The organism is Nocardia sp. NPDC004573 (assembly GCF_053602135.1).
This window is the reverse complement of sequence record NZ_JBSGDA010000025.1, coordinates 1-15,354: the sequence shown is the minus strand read 5'-3', so window position 1 is coordinate 15,354 and position 15,354 is coordinate 1. Positions and strand designations below refer to the sequence as shown.

The 15,354-nt window shown below is 67.5% G+C and carries 13 protein-coding genes and 2 pseudogenes; 7 read left to right on the top strand and 8 right to left on the bottom strand.

Translation table 11 applies throughout. The annotated features are described in order from the left end of the window. Positions 1–35 precede the first annotated feature (35 nt). Positions 36–576: pseudogene (locus ACWEKR_RS28980) on the top strand (TIGR03619 family F420-dependent LLM class oxidoreductase); the annotation flags it as partial. Between the two features lie 81 nt (positions 577–657). On the opposite strand, the gene ACWEKR_RS28975 reads toward ACWEKR_RS28980, so the two are convergent. After that, on the bottom strand, positions 658–1,119 hold the full coding sequence (locus tag ACWEKR_RS28975) for an RICIN domain-containing protein (RefSeq protein WP_452357140.1): 462 nt from the start codon (positions 1,117–1,119) through the stop codon (positions 658–660). Positions 1,120–1,414: 295 nt separating this feature from the next. On the opposite strand from ACWEKR_RS28975, the gene ACWEKR_RS28970 reads away from it, so the two are divergent. The 3 genes from ACWEKR_RS28970 to ACWEKR_RS28960 all read left to right on the top strand — a co-directional run bounded on the left by ACWEKR_RS28970 (position 1,415) and on the right by ACWEKR_RS28960 (position 5,411). After that, positions 1,415–1,771 carry a hypothetical protein gene (locus ACWEKR_RS28970; protein WP_452357139.1) on the top strand — a complete coding sequence of 119 codons (357 nt, stop codon included), beginning with the start codon at positions 1,415–1,417 and terminating at the stop codon, positions 1,769–1,771. 389 nt (positions 1,772–2,160) lie between these two features. Beyond that, a complete protein-coding gene (locus ACWEKR_RS28965; protein WP_452357138.1) occupies positions 2,161–3,618 on the top strand; it encodes a flavin-containing monooxygenase in 1,458 nt (485 codons plus the stop codon). 50 nt (positions 3,619–3,668) lie between these two features. After that, positions 3,669–5,411, top strand: coding sequence for an FAD-dependent oxidoreductase (locus ACWEKR_RS28960; RefSeq protein WP_452357137.1), 1,743 nt, complete (start codon positions 3,669–3,671; stop codon positions 5,409–5,411). Between the two features lie 500 nt (positions 5,412–5,911). On the opposite strand, the gene ACWEKR_RS28955 is transcribed toward ACWEKR_RS28960, so the two are convergent. Beyond that, on the bottom strand, positions 5,912–6,688 hold the full coding sequence (locus tag ACWEKR_RS28955; protein ID WP_452357136.1) for a DUF1206 domain-containing protein: 777 nt from the start codon (positions 6,686–6,688) through the stop codon (positions 5,912–5,914). A gap of 579 nt (positions 6,689–7,267) precedes the next feature. Next, on the bottom strand, positions 7,268–8,002 hold the full coding sequence (locus ACWEKR_RS28950; RefSeq protein WP_452357135.1) for a hypothetical protein: 735 nt from the start codon (positions 8,000–8,002) through the stop codon (positions 7,268–7,270). Between the two features lie 449 nt (positions 8,003–8,451). Here ACWEKR_RS28950 and ACWEKR_RS28945 point away from each other — a divergent pair. Then, a pseudogene (locus ACWEKR_RS28945) lies at positions 8,452–8,898 on the top strand (AMP-binding enzyme); the annotation flags it as partial. A gap of 12 nt (positions 8,899–8,910) precedes the next feature. Here ACWEKR_RS28945 and ACWEKR_RS28940 read toward each other — a convergent pair. Together ACWEKR_RS28940 and ACWEKR_RS28935 are read right to left on the bottom strand one after the other, a co-directional pair. Next, the gene (locus ACWEKR_RS28940; RefSeq protein WP_452357134.1) at positions 8,911–9,852 is read right to left on the bottom strand and encodes an alpha/beta fold hydrolase; all 942 of its coding nucleotides are present in this window, start codon (positions 9,850–9,852) and stop codon (positions 8,911–8,913) included. Positions 9,853–10,024: 172 nt separating this feature from the next. Continuing rightward, positions 10,025–10,885 (bottom strand): TetR family transcriptional regulator, encoded by an 861-nt coding sequence (locus tag ACWEKR_RS28935; RefSeq protein WP_452357133.1) that lies wholly within the window; start codon positions 10,883–10,885, stop codon positions 10,025–10,027. Between the two features lie 142 nt (positions 10,886–11,027). Between ACWEKR_RS28935 and ACWEKR_RS28930 the strand changes: the two genes are divergently transcribed. Both ACWEKR_RS28930 and ACWEKR_RS28925 read left to right on the top strand, forming a co-directional pair. Beyond that, on the top strand, positions 11,028–12,248 hold the full coding sequence (locus tag ACWEKR_RS28930) for an acyl-CoA dehydrogenase family protein (protein ID WP_452357132.1): 1,221 nt from the start codon (positions 11,028–11,030) through the stop codon (positions 12,246–12,248). Between the two features lie 206 nt (positions 12,249–12,454). Continuing rightward, entirely contained in the window at positions 12,455–12,682 is a 228-nt protein-coding gene (locus tag ACWEKR_RS28925) for a hypothetical protein (protein WP_195083561.1), read from the top strand. Positions 12,683–12,769: 87 nt separating this feature from the next. On the opposite strand, the gene mbp1 is transcribed toward ACWEKR_RS28925, so the two are convergent. The 3 genes from mbp1 to ACWEKR_RS28910 all read right to left on the bottom strand — a co-directional run bounded on the left by mbp1 (position 12,770) and on the right by ACWEKR_RS28910 (position 15,108). Further along, complete coding sequence (mbp1, locus tag ACWEKR_RS28920) at positions 12,770–13,015, bottom strand: microaggregate-binding protein 1 (protein WP_195083562.1); 246 nt, start codon at positions 13,013–13,015, stop codon at positions 12,770–12,772. A gap of 294 nt (positions 13,016–13,309) precedes the next feature. Then, complete coding sequence (locus ACWEKR_RS28915; RefSeq protein WP_452357131.1) at positions 13,310–14,533, bottom strand: NADH:flavin oxidoreductase; 1,224 nt, start codon at positions 14,531–14,533, stop codon at positions 13,310–13,312. Then, positions 14,533–15,108: a TetR/AcrR family transcriptional regulator gene (locus ACWEKR_RS28910; RefSeq protein WP_452357216.1), complete on the bottom strand. Its 576-nt coding sequence runs from the start codon at positions 15,106–15,108 to the stop codon at positions 14,533–14,535. The genes ACWEKR_RS28915 and ACWEKR_RS28910 overlap by 1 nt, the downstream gene beginning before the upstream one ends. Between the last annotated feature and the right edge of the window lie 246 nt (positions 15,109–15,354).

Below are 15,354 nucleotides of genomic sequence, written 5' to 3'. Positions count from 1 at the left end.
CCATCACATACGTGTGAAGGTTCGAGCATAAGATCATGCAGATAGGCGTCACCACCTTCGTCACGACGAGGGCATCAGCGGTCCGAAACTCGGCTCGGCACTGGAGGAGCGAGGGTTCGAATCCTTGTTCCTGGCTGAGCACTCACATATTCCGGCGAGCCGGAAATCTCCCGCTCCCGGCGGCGAACTGCCGCGGACGTACTACCGGGCGGTGGATCCGTTCGCCGCCCTCGCCGCCGTAGCGGCGGTCACCGAACGGTTGATTCTCGGAACCGGCGTGACCCTGCTCATCCAGCGCAACGTCATCCACACCGCCAAGGAGGTCGCGACACTCGACCTGATCTCCGCAGGGCGCTTCGTCTTCGGCGTGGGCGCGGGCTGGAACAGAAGGGAGATGGCCGATCACGGCACCGATCCCCGCACTCGCGGCGCGCTGCTCGACGAGCAACTCGACGCCATCCGGAAGATCTGGACCGAGATCTCGCCGAAAATCACGGTCGGTTCCTCGATTTCGACCCGATGTACGCGTGGCCGAAACCCGTGCAACGGCCGCATCCGCCGATCTATCTCGGCGGATGCGATCTCGCATCCGATTAGTCACGCGCACCCGCGCGAAGGCGTCCTGGGGACGTGCGATGCCGGTGGCAACGCAACGGTTCACACCTTCCGGAATATCCACTTCTCACTGTCGCTTTCCCGGTTGGGCATCAACTGTGGTCGATTGTTCATGAGGATGCCGATGACGTACTCGTCATCGCTGGTGGCTATCGGGGATATCTCGGGGAAATCAGGTAGATCCCAGCCGCAATGCTCGTCGCTGCACAGGAGTCGGCCATTCGACCGGACGGCCGACAAATGACCGCCGGTTTTCTTGTTGACGATGTCGAAGTCGCCCTCTTCGGGATTGCCCGGGCAGGTCCACAGCTGGGCGTCGTCGTCGGCGGCACGCGGCTGCATGGTCACACTGTCCGCGTCGCCGTCGACCGCGAGGGCCTGGCCGGTCTCGTAATTGATGATCTGGTATGTGGTAGCCATGGTCTCGTCCTCACTGTACGAGCGCACCGCTACCGAGCTCGACACCGCCGGTGACGCTGCGCTGATCCCGTAGTCGTCGTCCAAGGTGAGTCGCCGAGAGCAAGTACAGCAGAATCGGCGGGACGCCGAAGCGAATTCCGTGGACCGGATCCGGATCGCGATCGAACGACCCCGCTGCGCGGTAATTCATCCGAAAGAGGTGAGGGAAGGGGCGTGGGCGTATTCATATGCTGCCGTGAGCAGCTTCCGAGAGTCAGAACACTTTCCGCTCCGGTAACGGATCCGCACCACGAAGCGGCGCGATCTGCGCCGCGCTGCGGCGAGATGCGCGCAATTGATTCCTCGTGCGCCGAGCGCACCCCTCGAAGGGAGACGATCGATGACCGATACCGGCATGGGGACCAAACGCAAGACCGTGCCTCCGGCTTCGCCGACCGAGCAGCAGCCCGCCGAGCGGAGTTCACCCGGCTGGTACAAGCTGTACAACGACACGGACACGTACGTTTCGGTCTACCGGCAGGAATGGGACAAGCCCAAATCGCTGTTCATCCTGGCTCCCGGTCAGACCAGCTCGGAATACGAGGCCGGACACGAGATCTTCATCCTGTGGATGACGAATGTCGGCACCGAATCGACGCCGATCACCTGGGACAGTTCCGGCGGGTTCAGCGTGGAGTACGTGCAGAGCGGGTACACGCAGTCGAACCAAGTGAACAACGTGAGTTCCTTCGGATAGAGGTGCCGGAACGGGCGCGACGACCACCGCGGTGTGCGTCGTCGCGGAAGGCGACGTGTCGATCATCGGCATCGCTGGCGGCACCTTGCCCGTCGGCTTCGGCGTCTCGCCGTTCGAGGTGAGCGTGACGGCACCGTACCGGGCAGTCACGGCGAACGCGCGAGGTCCTCGATCCGGCACGGGCGGGGGGCGGTCGAGGTGCACGTCGAAACCTTCGCGATGGACGAGGCGGCGCCGGCTTACCAGCGATTGCACGACGGAAGAATCAGCGGTCGCGCCGTGATCCTGCCCAACGGATGAGGGCGCAGCCGAAGATTTGGCCGAAAGTGTGGATTTTCTGACCTCAGCTGTTTGACGTGGATCTTTGTCCAGGTCATAGCGTTGTCACCATGAGCACACCTTCGATCGTCATCATCGGCGCCGGTTTCGGGGGGCTCGGCATGGCGATGGAACTCCAGCGTGCGGGCCTCGACGACGTCACGCTCCTGGAGCGGGCCGAGGACGTAGGCGGCGTCTGGCGGGAGAACACCTACCCCGGCGCGGGCTGTGACATCCCCTCGCCGCTGTACTCCTACTCGTACGCACCGCGCACCGACTGGCCGAAGCGGTTCTCCCAGCAGCCGGACATCCTCGCCTACCTGCGCGGGATCGCCCGCGACCACGACCTCCTGCGCAAGATCCGGTTCCGCAGCGAGGTCACCGAGGCGGAATTCGACGACGCCACCGGACGCTGGACCGTGCGCACCGCCGACGGCTCCCAGCTGAGCTGCGATGTGCTGATCTGCGCCGTCGGGCAGCTCTCGCGGCCCGCGCTGCCGGACATCCCCGGCGTGGAGACCTTCCGCGGGACGGCCTTCCACTCCGCCGAGTGGGATCACCGGGCCGATCTGACCGGCAAGCGGGTGGCGGTCATCGGCACCGGCGCGAGCGCGGTGCAGTTCGTGCCCGCGATCGCGCCCTCGGTGGCGCGCCTGACGCTGTTCCAGCGCTCGGCGGCGTGGATCATGCCGAAGCCGGACGTCGAGTACAAACCCTGGCATCATCGCGCGTTCCGGCTGCTGCCGGTCACTCGCCGCACCGAGCGCTTCGCGTTCTGGCTGTTCTGCGAGTTCCTCGCGCTCGGCATCGTCGACGTGCCAATCATCCGCAAGCTGGTGACGCGGATCGGCCTGCGGCATCTGCGGCGTCAGGTGGCCGATCCGGAGCTGCGCGCCAAGCTGACCCCGGACTATCCGGCCGGCTGCAAGCGAGCGCTGTTCTCCAACGACTACCTGCCCGCGCTCACCCGGCCCGACGTGACGGTGGAGACCACCGCGATCACCGAGATCACCCCCGAAGGCGTGCGCACCGCCGACGGCGTGCTGCACGAGGTGGACGCGATCGTCTACGGCACGGGCTTCAAGGGCACCGAGTTCCTCTGGCCCATGCGAGTTTCCGGACGGGGCGGCCGCAAGCTGGCCGACGAGTGGGCGCAGGGCGCCCGGGCATACCAAGGCATCACGGTGCCCGGCTACCCGAACTTGTTCCTCGTCTACGGACCGAACACCAACCTGGGCGTCGGTTCGATCGTCTACATGATCGAATCGCAGGCCCGCTACATCCGCCAGGCCGTCCAGCGGCTCGCCGAGCGTCCTGGCCGGGTATTCGAGGTGCGCCCCGAGATCGAGGCCCGGTTCGACGATCGGCTGCAACAGCGCCTCGACCGCACGCCGTGGAACTTCTGCTCGAGCTGGTACCGCAACGCGGCCGGGCGGATCACCAACAACTGGCCGGGCACCGTCACCAGCTACCGGTGGCACACGCGCAGATTCGACCCGGCGGACTTCGATTCGAGGCTCGTCTCTTGACCCGGCCCGCCTCGCCCGCGGCAGCAACTTCGACAAGTGGTGGAGATCAGATGACGTTCGACTACGACGTGGTGGTCGTCGGTTCCGGCTTCGGCGGCAGCGTGACCGCGCTGCGCCTGACCGAGAAGGGTTACCGGGTCGGAGTGCTCGAAGCGGGAAGACGCTTCGCCGACGACGAGTTCGCCGAAACTTCGTGGGACGCGCGCAAGTACCTCTGGGCCCCGGCCCTCGGCTGCTTCGGCATCCAGCGGCTGACGCTGCTGAAGGACACCTTCATCATGGCGGGAGCGGGCGTCGGCGGCGGCTCCCTGGTCTACGCGAACACCCTCTACGAGCCGCCGGACCGGTTCTACCAGGACCGCCAGTGGGCCCACATCACCGACTGGAAAGACGAACTCGCTCCGCACTACGACCAGGCCAAGCGAATGCTCGGCGTGACGACGAATCCGGCGACCACGCCGTCGGACCGCGTGCTGGCCGAGATCGCCGAGGAGATGGGCGTCGGCTCGACCTACCGCAGCACTCCCGTCGGCGTCCTCTTCGGCGGCAACGGGACGCGCCCCGGCCAAGACCTGCCCGACCCGTTCTTCGGCGGCGTCGGCCCGGCCCGCAGCACCTGCACGCACTGCGGCGAGTGCATGACCGGCTGCCGGCACAACGCGAAGAACACCCTGGTCAAGAATTACCTGTACCTCGCAGAGCAGGCCGGCGCGACGGTGCACGCGCTCACCACGGTGACCGACGTGCGCCCGCTGCCCGGCGGCGGATACGAAGTCGCCACCGTCCGCACCGGACGCTGGGTGCGCAAGGCACGCCGGAAGTTCACGGCCGAACAGGTCGTCTTCGCCGCGGCCGCGCTGGGCACCCAGAAGCTGCTGCATCGGCTTCGCGACCGCGGCTCGCTGCCGGACATCTCGCCGCGGCTGGGCGAGCTGTCGCGCACCAACTCCGAGGAACTGCTCTCGGTCCGTAGCCGCCGCAAGGATTCCGACTTCACCAGGGGGGTGGCGATCACCTCCTCGATCCACCCGGACGCCGACACCCACATCGAGCCGGTGCGCTACGGCAAGGGCAGCAACGCGATCGGTCTCATCGGCACCGCCATGATCGATCCGGACGGGCGCACCCCGAAGCTGCGCCTGTGGGCGCGCACGATGCGCAAGCTCGGCCGCGACGCCCTCCACCTGCAGAACCCGCGCGGATGGTCGGAACAGATGATCGGTCTACTGGTGATGCAGTCGGTCGACAACTCCATCACCACTTACACCAAGCGCGGCCTGTTCGGCCGCAAGATGACGACCCAACAGGGTGTGGGCGAACCCAATCCGACCTGGCTCCCGGCCGGGCACGAGGTGGCGCACCGAGTGGCCGACAAGATCGACGGCATCCCGGGCGCCGGCTGGAGCGCGCTGTTCGACATCCCGATGACCGGGCACTTCATCGGCGGATGCGTCATCGGGGAGTCCCCCGACGCCGGAGTCGTCGACCCCTACCACCGGATGCACGGATACCGGGGACTGCATGTCATCGATGGCTCGACCATTTCGGCCAATCTCGGGGTGAACCCGTCGCTCACGATCACCGCGCAGGCCGAACGCGCCGTTGCCCTCTGGCCGAACAAGGGCGAGCCGGATCCGCGGCCCGAGCCGGGCGCACCCTACCAGCGCATCGCCCCCGTGCCGCCCCGCACGCCGGTGGTCCCGGCCGACGCGCCTGCCGCGCTGCGGTTGCCGATCGTCGAGATCAGCGGGCCGCCCACCCGATCCGCGCCGACCCCCGACACACGCGGCTGATCACAGCCTTTCGGCCGTCGGATGCCGGTGTGCGCGAACACAGCGAGCGGTGCTACGACGACGAGGATCGCGAGCACCAGTAGCACCGCGCCCGGCCCCGGGGTCAGTGGGAGGCGTTCGGTCAACGGCGCGAGCCCCGCCGAGTCTCGCAGCCGTGCTTTACGCCCCGTGACCAGCAACAGCAATGGCCGAGTCGGGTTTCGGCGACCGGGCAGCCAGGTTCGCGAACTCTGTCGCCCAGCGCGTCGAACAGGAATGGTCGGCGGATTCGGGCGTCGAGGCGATCGGACAGTTACGGCGGGCGTTGCACAGGCTGCGTGAGAGCATCGATCCGTATGACCCCACTGCCGCCGACACGCGATCCGGCAGAGAGTAACTCGCATCGGTCCGAGCATCCGGCCGATCTCGACGCCGAGCGGAGCGTTGGCCGGTATGCCACGCATCCGCGGGGTAATCGGACTCCCACCGGATGCGTGGCCAGGAAACTCATGCCGTTTCGGTCACACCGGCACGCCTCCATAGGTGCGCCGGTATTTCGCTTGGAGGAACGACAGGACACCGAACGCCATCAGACCCAGGGCAACCGCGATGAGCAGCCAGGGACCCAAGGCGCTGTCGGCGAAATCGTGCAGGACGGCGTCGACGCCTTTCGCGTTCGCCGGTTCGTACCGGGCGGCCGCGACCACCGCGGCGAGGCCGATGGCGACGATGATCAACCCGCGGGCCAGATAGCCGATGCGGCCCAGCCAGATCACGCTCTCCCGGGAGGCCTGGGTCATCCAGCCCATGCGCAGGTCGTCAACGAAGGCGAGACGAAGCCCGCGCAGAGTGGTCAGCACACCCGCGGCGAGAATGGCCAGACCGATCAGCAGGACGACCACCTGTCCGCCGTCCCAGCCCAGAATCCGTGCGGTCACATCCCGTGCGACGGCGTCGCCGGGCGGCGGCGTCCGGCCGTCCACGACGAACCGGAGGACGAAGAAGGCCGCCACGGCGTACAGCAGGCCCAAGGCCAAGGGACGCACCCGAGGTCCGTTCGAACCCGCCGCGGGCGCGCCCGCGGCCTGCGCCAGCCGCCACGCGGCCAGCGCGGCGAATCCGAGGGCGAGGATCCACAGCAGCAGATAGCCCAGCGGCTTATCGGCGAGTGCGGCGAGCGCACCGCCCGCGGTCGGCTCGTGCTGCGCGACGCCGACGGCCAGCATGAACGCGAGAATGCCGATGACGATGTAGGCGACCCCGCGTGCGACGAAGCCGAATCGCGCGGCGCCCGCCAACCCGCGCGAACGCGCGTACCCGCGCGGCCGCCTGCGGTCATGGCGCCGCCACCGGCCGCCATACCGGTTGCGCCATCCACTTCGGTACCCGGTCCGCCACCGGCTACGCCGCACTCCGCCGCTGCGACGCCATCGATATCTGTCCGTATTTCGGATAAAGCTCATGGTTCTCACCTCTCCATGGACCGTATTGCCCACTTCGGGTGGATCAACCGCGGCGAAATCGTCGAAGGACCCCGGACGGCACAGCGCTACTTCGATTCCCTCTGCCCCACAATGCATTTCGCTCACCGCGCTGAAGGCAGATAATCCTGGACGGCGTCGACCGCTCGCCGGGCGCTCTCCGCCGCGGACTCCATGGTCGACGGCAGTCCGGCCCTGGTCCTATCACCGGCGAGGGAGAGCGCTCGGGGCAGGTGTCGTCCAACTCAGCCGCAGGGACTCGAATCAGGGATGGGAGGAGAAGGTGACTTGCGGCTGGTGGATCACCTCGGTGCGCAGGACATGGGCGGTACGAGCCTCCGGATAGTGGCTGCGCTGAGGCAAGATCCGTGCTTCGAATGATCCGGGCTGCGAGCGCTACGTTCCGTCGGAGTCCGATGGTGGAGGGCGCCAGGGTAGGCGGACGGGCTTGGTGGCGCCCGTGAGAATTTGCTGGATGCCGGCGGCCAGGGCCGAGCCGATAGAGGTGAAGCAGGCGAGTATGGCCGTGCGGGTGAGGCCGGCGGTGGAGTAGCGGGTCTCGCTGATGCCGGGGAACGGCAGTTTGTCGTTGCCGAACATCCATGACATCACCGATCCGAGCTGCCCGCCCAGATCCCATCGGCGCGAGGTCATTTCCTTGAGTTCGGGCGCTTTGCTGTTGATGTAGAGCAGGGTGCAGACCGTGCAGATCGCCACTGCCACCGAGGATATCGCTGTCGCGCGCTCGAGTATTTTGCTGCGGGTTCGCAGATTGATTATCACGGTGAGTACACAGACGATGACGGCGACGGTGGTCAGGAGCGCCCAGAAACCGGTGATGTGAGCTAGAGACATCGGTTTCGTCGACGACCAGACGGTCAGGTATCGGGTAGAGGCGTTGATGCGGCCGAAGGCGTTGGTTTCGGCTTTGCCGTTGGGTCCGGACGCGGTAAGCCACGGCCGGAACAGCAGGCCGAAGGTGATCAGGCTCCCGACTGCCGCCCAAACGTAACCCCAGTTCCCGTTGACGGCTTTACGCAGCCCCCCTTTCTTCTCGACCAGTTCATGAGCAGAATTTTCGGCCGGTCCGTGCTGGTTCTCAGCTTTATTCCAAGGAGTCGAGTTTTCCATGGAATTATGCTATGGATATTCCCAATATTGGAAGGTCCCACATTGCGCCGAAGACTTGCCGAGTGCAATGACTCCGCGCAATCGAGCTCAGTTCGTGTATCGCTCGCTCGCCCCGAGTGGTTTATATTGTTGCACAACGGTTTTCGTCGTTCTCATGCGTCCATGTTGCGTTTCGACGTCGACAGGCTCGATCTTGAATACCCTCTGCTGTCGCCCTTTCGCATTGCGCGGAAAGAGATTTGGGGAATTCCGCCCGAATGCCGACCATGATAGGCGCAACGGACTCGACGCCGGTTTCCTCGAGGCCTCCCACATCGCGGCGCGGCTCGAGGTTTGCCCGGCGTCGCGAGCGCCGCCGGGCACGGGCCAGTTGCCGTTGTCGCCGCGGCAATCGGAAAGGCGCCTCGAGCGCCATGGTCGGCAGGTGGCAGAGCAACGGTCCACGCGCGATGCCCTTCGCCTATCACAACGACCCCGGGAAGACGGCCGAAGCGGTCCACCCCGACCACCCGACCTGGACGACCACCGGCGACATCGGCTAGGTCGAACACGACGGCTATCTGTTCCTCACCGACCGCAAAGCCTTCATGATCATCTCCGGTGGCGTGAACGTCTACCCGCAGGAAGTCGAGGACGCGCTCGCCCTGCATCCCAAGGTGCTCGACGTGGCGGTGATCGGTGTGCCCGACGAGGAGATGGGCGAATCCGTCAAGGCCGTCGTGCAACCGGCGACGGGTGCCGCACCGGGCCCCGACCTCGCCGCCGAGCTGCGCGATCACCTGCGCGACCGCATTGCTCACTACAAGGTGCCCCGGAGTTTCGACTTCGCCGACGACCTACCCCGAACTCCCACCGGCAAACCGGTCAAAGGCGAACTCAGCCAACGGTACGTGTGAGTTTCCCGGGAGCTACGCGGCGTAGGCGAGGTCGGCGGCCTCCCCTGCGCGCGTCAGGAGGCGCGCGAGGGCCTCCGCGACCCGGCCGGGTTCCTCCAGGATCACGGAATGCCCGGCGCCCTCGACGATCACGAAATCCGAGTACTCGACGGCGGCGGCCATCGCCACGGAATGCGACGGCGGCGTCATCAAGTCGGCGGAGCCGCACAGGACCAGCGTGGGGATCCGGGACAGGAGCGCCAGCGCGTCGGTGCGGTCGTAGACCATGAAGTCGCTCAAGAAACCGGCCATCGTGACGATCGGCGTCTCGTTGCGCATCGCATTGGCCAGCGCGAGCACCCGCGCGCTCACCTTGCGGTCGCCGAATTCCGCGGTACGGATCAGCGGGGCGAACAACCGGCAGACCAGCAACTTGGCGTGGTGCATCGCCCCCGGTGCGCGGCGGACGGCCGCCTGGAACGCGGAGACCACCGGGTTGCGCAGCAGACGGCCGAAACCGGCGTCGACGAGGCCGTCGGCAGCGGTCGCGAGCAGGGCCACGCCGACGACGCGGGTGCCGATCTCGTGCGGATTCTGACCGGCATAGGTGAGCGCGGTCATGCCACCCATCGAGTGGCCCGCGAGGACGACCGGCCCGGTGGGGGCCACGGCATCGAGAACGTCCCGCAGGTCCCGGCCGAGCTGGTCGAGGGTGTAGGTCCGCCGGGACGCCACGGCCGACTCGCCGTGGCCGCGGTGGTCGTAGCAGACGATTCGGGCGCCGGCGTATCGGCGCAGCAACTCGGCGCGGACGTAGGTCCAGGATTCGGTGCGCAGGCAGTGTCCGTGCAACAGGACGACGGTGAGATCCGCGTCTCGCGGGCCGTATTCGCGGACCGCGAGCGCCACGCCGTCTTCGGTCCGGACCGTGGCACGCCGTTCCGCCGTGGCGGCGATTGCGTTGAGAATCGACATGGGATGCTCCGGTTCACTGGCGGTGACTCGTCTTACTTTCCGCCGTCCCGGCCGCCGCCGGCAGGCCCCCGAGTGCTGGGCTCCGATCCCCAAGGGGTGAGCCGATCACCACCAAGGTGGGGCGGCGTGCACGCCGCGTTCGGAGTGCTCCGCCACCGGCGATAACGTGCGGCTAGCGCACCGGATCGACGCCGAGCACATCCAGGGCGAAGTCGCCGTACTGCGCGGCCACTTCCTCCGGGGTCGCCGGGCCGGACTCGCGAAACCACTGGGGAATGGCGGTGCACATGGTGGCTATGGCCCGGCCGGCCGCGCGGATGTGCGGACTCGCCACGCGGCCCTCGGCATGAGCCTCGGCGATCGCGTCGTCCAGGATGGCTTGGATGTCACGGCGGGAGCCTGCGATGCGCGCACGCTCGCTCGCCGAAAGGCTCCGCATCTCGCTGGCGCCGATGAAACCGAGATCGCGGCGATGGGTGTGGAACAGGGCCAGCGCTTCGACGATCAGGCGCACCCGGTGCACGCTGTCGCGGCCGTCGGCGCGCGCGGCGCGCACTCGCCAGTGCAATTCGTCCATGGTCAGGTCGAGGATCCGGACCAGCAGGTCGTGCTTGTCACGATAGTGATGGTAGAGCCCGGGAACGCTGGTGCCCGCCCGCCGAGCGAGGGCGCGCACAGTCGTGCCGTGATAGCCGAACTCGACGAACGACGCGAGGGCGGCGGCCAGCACCGGGTCGACGTCCAACGGAGCGAACTCGCGCCAATCGCCCGGCGGGCCCGGCTCGGAGACGGCCCGGCGGCGGCGCGGAGGCGCTGCAATGGCAGCGTCGCCGAGCAAGTGGGTGACCGGTACGCCGAGTACCTCGGACAGGCGGGTGAGCCGGGAGATCGAGATCCCGGTCTTCCCGGTCTCCATCGCGCTGAGCGTCGCGGGACTCACCTCCAGCCGACGGGCCACTTCGCGCAGCGACAGTCCCGTGGCACGGCGCGCGCGCCGGATCGCCTCGTGTGGCGCGGTGGCCTCAATGTCCATATGTTCAGAATATCTGAACAAACGGACTTCCGATTTGCGTCGAACTCCGCTCTTTGACAGCACTCTCGGGCAGTGAGACAGTGTTCAGTTGGAGCGATCGTTCGGTCTCTGACGAGCTCCGGATATCGAGGAGGAATGCGCGATGCCGATCGATCTGACCTATTCCGACGAGGTTCGGGCGCTGACCGAGCGCACCCGTGATTTCGTCCGGGAAACGGTGCTGCCGATCGAGGACGAACACAACGGCGACATCACCGCCGCGGGGGGCGACGGATTGCGCGTCACACTGAACAAGCTGGCCCGCGAGGCCGGGGTCTTCGCGCCGCACGCGCCCGTCGAATACGGCGGTCACGGATTGTCGATGTCGGACCGCGCGCCGGTGTTCGAGGAAGCGGGCTACGCACTGTTCGGCCCGGCCGCGCTCAATATCGCCGCGCCGGACGAAGGCAACGTCCACATGCTCGCCCACATCGCCGACCCGGAGCAGAAGTCGCGCTACCTCGAACCCCTCGCCCGGGGCGAGATGCGTTCGGCCTTCGCGATGACCGAGCCCGCACCCGGCGCGGGGTCCGACCCGGCGGCACTGGCCACCCGGGCCGTGCGCGCCGACGGCGGTTGGCGGATCAACGGCCACAAACACTTCATCACCGGCGCGGACGGCGCCGGCTTCTTCATCGTGATGGCCCGTACCTCCGGCGAACCGGGGCAGCGGGGCGGCGCGACCATGTTCCTGGCTCCCGCGGGGACGCCCGGCCTGCGCGTGGGCAGGCACATCACCACACTGGACCGGGCCATGATCGGCGGCCACTGCGAAGTCTTCTTCGACGACATGTTCGTCCCCGACGAAGCGGTGCTCGGCGCTGTCGATCGCGGATTCGAATACGCCCAGGTCCGGCTGGGCCCGGCGCGCATGACCCACGTGATGCGCTGGCTCGGCGCCGCTCGGCGCGGCCACGACATCGCCGTCGAGCGGGTCGCCCAGCGCGAGGGCTTCGGCGCGCGCATCGGCGATCTCGGCATGGCGCAGCAGATGATCGCAGACAACGAGATCGACATCGCCGCCACCCGTGCGTTGCTGGTGCGCTCCTGCTGGGAACTCGACAACGGGGAGCACGCGGGCAACGCCACCTCGATCGCGAAGACCTTCGCCGCCGAGGCGATCTTCCGCATCGTCGACCGGAGCATCCAGTTGTGCGGCGGCTTCGGCGTCTCCGACGACCTGCCGCTGGCCCGCCTCTCCCGTGAAGTGCGGCCGTTCCGCATCTACGACGGGCCTTCCGAGGTGCACCGGTGGGCCATCGCCAAGCGCGCGGTCAGCGCCGCCCGCCGGGCGGCGGCGGACGGGTCCGGGCCTGCACACTGACCCGGCTCGCCACACCGCCGACAAACAACGCCCCCACCCCCGGGACCTCTAGACTTCGGGCAGCACCGGCCGACTCACCACGCGTGTTATCAAGGGTCGAGTCTTCACCTGACCCGCGAACTCGCCACGCATCCGGCACAGGCTCCGTCCCCGATGAGAACGCGGGCCGACTGATCCGACTACCGGATGACCGAGAGGAGAGTTGCATGTCAGCGCAAGACCGCCGATACCTCATCCTGCTCGAACCGGGCGAGGTCGCCGACGAGGGAGCGCTCGCGGCGATCCGGTCCACATTCTTCGACTGGCTGAAGCGAACCGGCGCCGAAGTAGTTCAGGACGGCGGCGCGAATCGATTGGTCATCTCCTCGGCGCCCGAAACCGCCGAACTGGTCCGGAGCCTCGACTACGTAGTCACCGTCGAGCCGTACGCCTGAGCAGCCCTTCGGTGTGGACACACACCCGCCGCCGCCAGCTTCGGCTGACGGCGGCGGGGCGTCTGCGTGGGACTGATCGGCGTGCGTCTACCGCCCGTGCTGATGCGCGGACTGGCGGGCCTCGTCGACGTCCGCCTCGGCACGAGCCTTCTCGGCCGCGGCTTCCTTGCCGGCCGCTTCGCGCTGCGATTCCGCCTTGTCCTGCTGCGCGCGACCTTCGTCCTTCAGGTCCTGGTGACCGGTGACGGTGCCGGCCGCTTCCTTCACCTTGCCCTTGACGTCTTCGACGACGCCTTCGACGCCTTCACGAGCACCGCTTCCGTGTTCCGCCACAACAACCTCCTGGAATATCGGAACAAGCTGACATCTCGCGCATACCCGGAAGACCGGCCTCGAACCAGCTGCGGCGAGAAAGTTCGGCGCCGCGCGCCTTACGACACCGGCCGGCGTCAGCGCAGCGGGGTGGTCTCGCTCGGTCCCCGGCGGTATCGCGTCATCGTGAGCTGTTGCTCGCGGTCGTTGAACTCCGGGATCGGCGGCACTGCGACACGGAAGTGCCGGCGCGTCCCCGTGCGCACCGATAGAAAAATCGGCCCCCGACTCGCTCCGGCTCCCGCCTCCCCGAGCCTATGTCCGCACTGCGGTACCGCCGAGCCCCGACATCGTCAGCTCGACGGGTTCTCGCGGCTGGACGGGACGGAACACACAGCGCGTACACGTGTAGATCGTTGGCATGCACTCGTTGCAGTGCACGCAGGCCGAGCGGGTCGACGCATCGGACTGGATGCGGCGCAACAGGTTCGGCTCCCGGAGCAGTGCACGGCCCATGGCGACGAATTCGAAGCCCTCCGCCATCGCCAGCCGCATGGTGTCCGAGTTCGTGATGCCACCGAGCAGAATCAGCGGCATCGACAATTCCCGCCGGAAGTGTCGCGCCCGCTCCAGCAGATACGCCTCCCGGTACGGGTATTCCTTCAAGAAGGCCTTGCCGACCGCCCGGAAGCCCCACCGCGCCGGCACGGGCAGAACGCCGGCGAACGACCGCCGCGGAGCGTCGCCGTGGAACAGCAGCATCGGATTGAGCAGCGAGCTGCCCGCCGTGAGTTCCACGGCGTCCAGGCTGCCATCGGCTTCCAGCCACGCGGCGACCTGCACCGACTCCGGCACGGTGAGCCCGCCCCGCACGCCGTCCTCCATATTCAGCTTCGCCGTCACCGCGAGACGGCCGCCCACGGCCTGCCGCACCGCGGCGGCGATCTCGCGCGCCAGGCGCGCCCGGTTGGCCAAGCTGCCGCCGTACCGGTCCTTGCGGCGGTTCAGCTTGGGGCTCAGGAACGAGCTCACCAGATAGTTGTGCCCGAAATGGATCTCCACCGCGTCGAAGCCCGCCTCCTCGGCCAGCTTCGCCGCGCCTGCGTGCGCGGCCACCAGCTCACGGATGCCGTTCTCGTCGGGGCTGCGCATCATGCGCATCGAGAGCGGGCTCAGCATCCGGCTCGGCGCCAGCGCCGGAGCCCGGTTGGAGGCCGCGTTCGCCACCGGGCCGGCATGGCCGATCTGCGCGCTCACCGCGGCGCCCTCGCCATGGACGGCCTCGGTGAGCCTGCGCAGCCCCGGCACCGCATCGGGACGCATCCAGATCTGGTGCCGGTCGGTGCGGCCACCGGGAGCGACAGCGCAATACGCCACCGTCGTCATCCCCACCCCACCGGCGGCCACTTCGCGATGGAACTCGATCAGCTCGTCGGTCACCACCGCGTCCGGTGTACGGCCTTCGAAGGTCGCGGCCTTGATCACCCGATTGCGCAGGGTGATCGGCCCGAGTTGGGCCGGTGCGAATACGTCGTTCATCATTTCTCTCCTGTCGGCGCGGTCAATCCGGCCACGACGAATTCCCGGAGGGTGGCCACCGCCTCCTGCGACAACTCCCGGTGCTCGGCGCTGCCGAACCGCATGATGATCAGGTCGAATGCCAACATCCACCGGCGCTTGCTCTCGCGCTCGCTCAGACCCGGCAACAGGCTTGCCCACGCATCGATGCGGAACCAGGGTTGACGCCATTCGGTCACCTGCCTGCCGAGCACGAATTGCGCCAGCAATCGCAGGTGCAGGCGGCCCACCGGATCGGCGGCCAACGTGACGAACGGTTCGATCACCGCGTCGACCACTTCGGCGATGGATTCGTGCGCGCCGGTGACGGCGGCCAGACGGTCCGCCCATACCGGTCCCAGCCGCTCCTCGAGCAACGCGGCGACCAGGGCGTCCTTCGACCCGAAATGGTAGTGCACCGCCGCCGGGTTCGCTCCGGCCTGCGCGCAGATGCCCCGCACCGACACCTCGTCGTACCGGCCCTCGAGCAGCAGGCGTTCGGCGGCTGTCAGCAAGCGATCGCGGGTGGTCGCGGCGTCGGAGACCGATTTCGGCATGCGCACAGTCAAGCATGTTTCCATCGGTGATTCAATCAATGATTGAACCGATCGAGCCTTACCGCCGCATCGCGGCTCAGCGGACCGCGCGGCGCTGCTCGCTCAGGAATTGCCCGCGATGATGACTTCGGGAATACCGGTCCCGAGCGGCACCGGTCGGCACACCGGCGCCGGACTGCTCGGCTCCAGCACAGTCAGCAGCAACTCCTGCACGAACGGGTCGTACACCATGTGGAAGTGCCCGGT